Origin of the sequence: Mycobacterium sp., from assembly GCF_052144515.1 — a bacterium.
Classification (GTDB): domain Bacteria; phylum Actinomycetota; class Actinomycetes; order Mycobacteriales; family Mycobacteriaceae; genus Mycobacterium.
On sequence record NZ_JBKQQD010000105.1, the window covers coordinates 1 to 5,416 of the forward strand.

General features: G+C 66.7%; 5 protein-coding genes and 2 pseudogenes. 4 read left to right on the forward strand and 3 right to left on the reverse strand.

Translation table 11 applies throughout. The annotated features are described in order from the left end of the window. Positions 1–301 precede the first annotated feature (301 nt). Positions 302–1,930 carry a phosphoglucomutase (alpha-D-glucose-1,6-bisphosphate-dependent) gene (gene pgm / locus ACLP9N_RS06005; protein ID WP_442406531.1) on the reverse strand — a complete coding sequence of 543 codons (1,629 nt, stop codon included), beginning with the start codon at positions 1,928–1,930 and terminating at the stop codon, positions 302–304. Between the two features lie 79 nt (positions 1,931–2,009). Between pgm and crcB (ACLP9N_RS06010) the strand changes: the two genes are divergently transcribed. From crcB (ACLP9N_RS06010) to ACLP9N_RS06020, 3 genes are read left to right on the forward strand one after another with little or no spacing between them, the layout of a single operon-like run. Continuing rightward, a complete protein-coding gene (gene crcB, locus ACLP9N_RS06010; protein ID WP_442406532.1) occupies positions 2,010–2,408 on the forward strand; it encodes a fluoride efflux transporter CrcB in 399 nt (132 codons plus the stop codon). After that, entirely contained in the window at positions 2,405–2,785 is a 381-nt protein-coding gene (gene crcB, locus ACLP9N_RS06015; RefSeq protein WP_442406533.1) for a fluoride efflux transporter CrcB, read from the forward strand. Before crcB (ACLP9N_RS06010) ends, crcB (ACLP9N_RS06015) begins: the two co-directional genes overlap by 4 nt. Next, positions 2,782–3,882 carry a DUF190 domain-containing protein gene (locus tag ACLP9N_RS06020; RefSeq protein WP_442406534.1) on the forward strand — a complete coding sequence of 367 codons (1,101 nt, stop codon included), beginning with the start codon at positions 2,782–2,784 and terminating at the stop codon, positions 3,880–3,882. Before crcB (ACLP9N_RS06015) ends, ACLP9N_RS06020 begins: the two co-directional genes overlap by 4 nt. On the opposite strand, the pseudogene ACLP9N_RS06025 reads toward ACLP9N_RS06020, so the two are convergent. Further along, positions 3,876–4,746 (reverse strand): annotated as a pseudogene (locus ACLP9N_RS06025) (TIGR03619 family F420-dependent LLM class oxidoreductase). The gene ACLP9N_RS06020 and the pseudogene ACLP9N_RS06025 overlap by 7 nt on opposite strands. A 1-nt stretch (position 4,747) precedes the next feature. Continuing rightward, on the reverse strand, positions 4,748–5,104 hold the full coding sequence (locus tag ACLP9N_RS06030; protein WP_442406535.1) for a DUF488 domain-containing protein: 357 nt from the start codon (positions 5,102–5,104) through the stop codon (positions 4,748–4,750). A gap of 74 nt (positions 5,105–5,178) precedes the next feature. On the opposite strand from ACLP9N_RS06030, the pseudogene ACLP9N_RS06035 reads away from it, so the two are divergent. After that, positions 5,179–5,416: pseudogene (locus ACLP9N_RS06035) on the forward strand (HNH endonuclease); the annotation flags it as partial.

Here is a 5,416-nt window from a genome sequence, read left to right on the forward strand (position 1 = left end):
CTACTCTTCTTCACGGCGGTCCCCTTGCTGTTGGTGTTCTTTGGCGGAACGCCCGACACCTACCACACGGCAGGAATCAAGCGGGGGACCGCCACCTCAACTTCCACGAGACCCGGGACAACCTCCCTCGATGCTGACCCCGAAGGTACGCGCAAAGGACGGCATCGCCGGCGAGATGACACCGTAGCCGAGCGCGATCATGATGTTCGCCCAGCTGAGGATCCAGACTTCGCGCGGTAGGCGCGTAGATCGGGACCCGCGCCCCCCGGGCAAGTAGGTCGGAGGGATCGGAGGGACAAAGTCACCCGATGACTTTATTAACCACCTCGCGCGCGGCTTCTTGCACCTCGGCCAAATGCTCGGGTCCGTTGAAGGACTCCGCGTAGATCTTGTAGATGTCCTCGGTGCCCGAAGGCCGTGCGGCAAACCACGCGTTGGCTGTCGTCACCTTCAGTCCGCCCAGCGGCGCACCGTTGCCCGGCGCGGCGGTCAGCTTCGCGGTGATCGGCTCGCCGGCCAGCTCGGTGGCGGTCACCTGATCGGCCGACAACTTGGACAGCCGGGCCTTCTGGTCCCGGTCGGCGGGCGCGTCCACCCGCGAGTAGAACGGTGTGCCGTATTCGTCGGCGAGCTCCTGATACCGCTGTGATGGCGTTTTGCCCGTGACGGCCAGGATCTCCGAGGCCAACAAAGCAAGGATGACGCCGTCCTTGTCGGTGGTCCACACCGATCCGTCGCGGCGCAGGAACGATGCGCCGGCCGACTCCTCGCCGCCGAAGCCGATGGTGCCGCCGATCAGGCCGTCGACGAACCATTTGAACCCGACCGGCACCTCGACCAGCTTGCGGCCCATTCCGGCGACCACCCGGTCGATGATCGACGAGCTGACCGCGGTCTTGCCGACGGCGATGCCGTCCGGCCAGGACGGCCGATGGGTATAGAGGTAGTCGATGGCCGCCGCCAGGTAGTGGTTCGGGTTCATCAGCCCCGCGTCCGGGGTGACGATGCCGTGGCGGTCGGAGTCGGCGTCGTTGCCGGTGGCGATCTGGTAGCGATCCCGGTTGGCGATCAGCGAGGCCATCGCATCCGGCGAGCTGCAGTCCATCCGGATTTTGCCGTCGTGGTCGAGCGTCATGAACCGCCACGTCGCATCGACGAGCGGATTGACGACGGTCAACTCGAGCTTGTGCCGCTCGGCGATCGCGGCCCAGTAATCAACGCTGGCCCCGCCGAGCGGGTCCGCGCCGATCCGGACTCCTTCTTTGCGGATCACGTCGACATCCACCACATTCGGCAGGTCGTCCACATAGCTGTCCATGTAGTCGTGGCGTCGGGCGGTCTGTAGTGCCCGGGCCAACGGCACGCGCTTCACCCCTGAGCCGTCGCGCAGAATCTCGTTGGCGCGCTTGGCTATTGCGTTGGTCGCGTCGGTGTCCGCGGGACCACCATTGGGCGGGTTGTACTTGAAGCCGCCGTCGTAGGGCGGGTTGTGCGACGGTGTCACGACGATCCCGTCGGCCAGCGCCTCGGTGCGACCGCGGTTGTAGGTGAGGATGGCGTGGCTGACCGCCGGGGTCGGCGTGTACCGGTCGGCCGAGTCGATCATGGCGACGACCTCGTTGGCGGCCAGCACCTCCAGCGCCGATACCCATGCCGGTTCCGAAAGGCCATGTGTATCACGGCCAATGAACAACGGGCCGGTGGTGCCGTGGGCGGCGCGGTATTCGACGATGGCCTGGGTGATCGCGAGGATATGCGCCTCGTTGAACGCTCCGTTGAGCGCCGAGCCGCGATGGCCCGAGGTGCCGAACGCCACCTGCTGGGCGACGTCGTCGGGATCGGGTTGTAGCGAGTAGTAGGCCGTTACCAGATGGGGCAGATCGACAAGGTCTTCGGGCAGGGCCGGCTGGCCGGCGCGCGGGTGGGCCATGTCTACCGATTCTGCCCTTGCTCCACTCTCATGTCGCTCTATGCTGCGAAGCGTTCACCGGCCGGAAAGGATTTGAACAGTGGCAAACCACGACTATCGCGAGTTGGCCGCGATTTTCGCCGGTGGAGCGCTTGGCGCCGCCGCCCGCGCGGCGCTGGCCACCGTCATGGCTCCCGATCCGGCGCGTTGGCCGTGGCCGACGTTCATCGTCAACATCATCGGCGCCTTCCTGGTGGGTTATTTCACCACCCGACTGCTGGAGCGGTTGCCACTGTCGAGCTATCGGCGCCCGATGCTGGGCACCGGATTCTGCGGCGGGTTGACCACTTTCTCGACGATGCAGGTCGAAACGGTGAGGATGATCGAACATGGCCATTGGGTGCTGGCCGCCAGCTACACCGTTGTCAGCGTCGCATTGGGATTGCTGGTGGTGCACCTGGCCACGGTCTTGGTGCGCCGGGTGCGGGTGCGCGGATGAGCACCGCGCCCGCAAACATCGCCGTCTGGGCCGGCGTCCTGCTCATCGGCGGAATCGGCTCGGTGACCCGCTTCCTGGCGGATCGCGCGGTTTCGCGCCGCGCGGCCTGGCCGTTTCCGTTGGGCACGCTGGCGGTGAACGTCAGCGGCGCCGCGCTGCTGGGGTTCCTGGGCGGCCTGGCGCTGAGCAAGGATGCGGCCCTGCTGGCTGGCACCGCGTTCGTCGGCGCGTACACCACCTTCTCTACCTGGATGCTGGAAACCCAACGGCTGGGCGAGGAGCGCAGAATGTGGACGGCGGTTGCCAATATCGTCGTCAGCGTCGCACTCGGCCTGGCCGCGGCGCTGCTCGGACAATGGGTGGCGGAGCAGACATGAACCAGCCGTGCTTGAAGTTGACCACTTACTTCGCCGAGCGGCAGCGCCCGGTCGGCGGCGGCCGCCGCTTCCTGGCGGACTCGATGCTGGATTTGTTCGGCGCCAATGACGTCGCGACCAGCGTGATGCTGCGCGGCATCGCGAGTTTCGGGCCGCGCCACGAACTGCGCACCGATCTGTCGCTGAGCCTGTCCGAGGATCCGGCGGTGGCGGTCGCCGCCGTGGACGTCGAGCCCAAGATCCGCTCCCTGGTCGGCGATGTAGCCGCGATGACCGACCGCGGGCTGATGACCCTGGAACGCGCGCGGCTGGTCACCCGGGATATGGGCGCCGACGCGCTCAGCGACTTCGACAGCCACAATGGCGACGCCGCGAAGCTCACCGTCTATGTGGGCCGTCAGGAGCGCGTTGGCGGGAAACTCGCCCAGTACGCGGTATGCGATCTGCTCTATCGACACGGATTTGCCGGTGCCATAGTGCTTCTCGGTGTCGACGGCACGGCCCACGGCGAGCGCCAACGCGCCCGCTTCTTCGGCCGCAACGTCAACGTTCCGCTGATGATCATCGGCATCGGGACGACCACGCAAGTCTCAGCCGCCGCAACCGAACTCGCCGCCCTGGTGCCCGACCCGTTGCTGACTGTCGAACGAGTCCGACTTTGCAAACGCGACGGTGAGCTATTCGCGCGTCCTCAACAGCTGCCGGCGACGGATGAAAACGGGCGCCCCCTGTGGCAGAAGCTGATGGTGTACACCGCCGAAGGCACCACACACGACGGGCTGCTGCCGATCCACCGCGCCATCGTCCAACGACTGCTGCATTCCCGAACTGCCCGCGGGGCAACGGTGCTGCGCGGCGTCTGGGGATTTTACGGCGACCATAAACCGCACGGGGACAAGCTATTTCAGATCGCGCGCAGGGTGCCGGTGACCACAATCGTCGTCGACACACCGGAGGCGATCGCGCGCAGCTTCGACGCCATCGACGAGCTGACCACCCACCACGGGCTGGTTACCAGTGAGATGGTTCCGGCCGCGCTGTCGCTCGACGAATCAGAGCGGCTCGGCGACATCACGCTGGCAGAACACGACTACTGAGGCAGCACTCTCATCCACTGCTCGGCCAGCGCCGAAACCCACCCGGTCGCCGCCTCCGGCCGATCGGGCGGGACTCCACCAGGACCAATTCGTCAACGCTCAGCTCGGCAAGCTCATCGAGATCCCCAACTTTCGGGCTGCGCAAGGCCACGGCCAGCCGCAGCTCGGCGCGGTCGCGTCCCGACTCGGCACACAGTTGATCCAGCTTGCCGACCCGTTCACGCACCGCCCCCACGCCGTCGAGGTTAAAGCCGTACCAACCGTCGCCCCATGCGGCTACCCGTCGCAATGCCCCGTCGCTATTGCCCCGACCACGACCGGGATGCGACGGTCGCGAACCGGCTTGGGATTAACCCGGATCGAGTCGAAGCCGACGAACTTCCCATCGAACGAGGCGACATCGTCGCGCCACAGGGTGCGCATCGCGGCCACGTATTCCGCCGTGCGGGTCGCGCGATGCTCGAACGGCACCGCGAGAGCGGCGAACTCTTCCCTGGACCACCCGACGCCCACACCGAGTGTCAACCGGCCGCCACTCAACCGATCCAGGCCGCGGCCTGCTTGGCCACCACCACGGGATTGTGCTCTGGCAGCAGCAGCACGCCGGTCGCGATGCCGATCCGTGACGAGGCGGCGGCGGCAAAGCTCAGCGCGATCATCGGGTCAAGCCAATCCGCCTGCGCCGGAACCGCGATGACGCCGTCGTCGGAGTAGGGGTAGCGCGACTCGGATCGGTCGACCATCACAACATGCTCGCCCGCCCACAGGGTGGCAAAGCCGCAGCTCTCGGCGGCCGACGACCGCGTCGATCACCGCCCGTTGGGCGCCGGCGCCGATTCCCAAGGCAGGCAATCCCAGTCGCATGTCAGCGGCTTTTCAACAGCTTGGCCAATACGGCGGCGTGACTACCCGCTACCTCCCGCGTGGCGGTGACCAGGGTGACGACGCCGCGCTTGGTCAGCTGGCGCAGCTCGTCGAGCGCCGGGTTGCCAGATAGCTCCGCCGCATAACGCGCCGCGAATTCGTCGAACCGCTCCGGCTGGTGGTGGTACCACTCACGCAGTTCCTTGGACGGCGCAACGTCTTTGCACCAGGTTCCGACCCGTGGGTCGCCCTTGCGGATTCCTCGCGGCCAGATGCGATCGACCAGGACACGCTGTCCGTCGTCGGGGCCGACGTCTTCGTAGATCCGAGCCGTGCGGATCTGGTGCTTCGTGGCCATGCTTGTTCCATCTCCTCGATGACTGCTGTGCCGTCCAACATAAATTGTCGGTGGGTTCGCTTAAGATCGAATGTATGTTCGAACACCTGGTTGCGATCGATCCGGCAGCTGACGAATCGGCGCTGATCGTGCGCATAGCCGAGCTAGAGCGAGTCAAATCGGCGGCCGCGGGGGGTCAGGCTCGCGCGGCCGCCGCCTTGGACTCGGCACGTCGCGCGGCCGAAGCGGCGGCCGGTGTGCCCGCCGCCCGCCGCGGACGTGGTCTGGCCAACGAGATCGCGCTGGCCCGACGAGACTCCCCTGCCCGCGGAG

Excerpts from the sequence above, each read along its gene's own strand:
- pgm (WP_442406531.1), bottom strand. The coding sequence starts at position 1,930 with ATGGCCCACCCGCGCGCCGGCCAGCCGGCCCTGCCCGAAGACCTTGTC.
- crcB (WP_442406533.1), top strand. The coding sequence starts at position 2,405 with ATGAGCACCGCGCCCGCAAACATCGCCGTCTGGGCCGGCGTCCTGCTC.
- ACLP9N_RS06020 (WP_442406534.1), top strand. The coding sequence starts at position 2,782 with ATGAACCAGCCGTGCTTGAAGTTGACCACTTACTTCGCCGAGCGGCAG.
- ACLP9N_RS06030 (WP_442406535.1), bottom strand. The coding sequence starts at position 5,104 with ATGGCCACGAAGCACCAGATCCGCACGGCTCGGATCTACGAAGACGTC.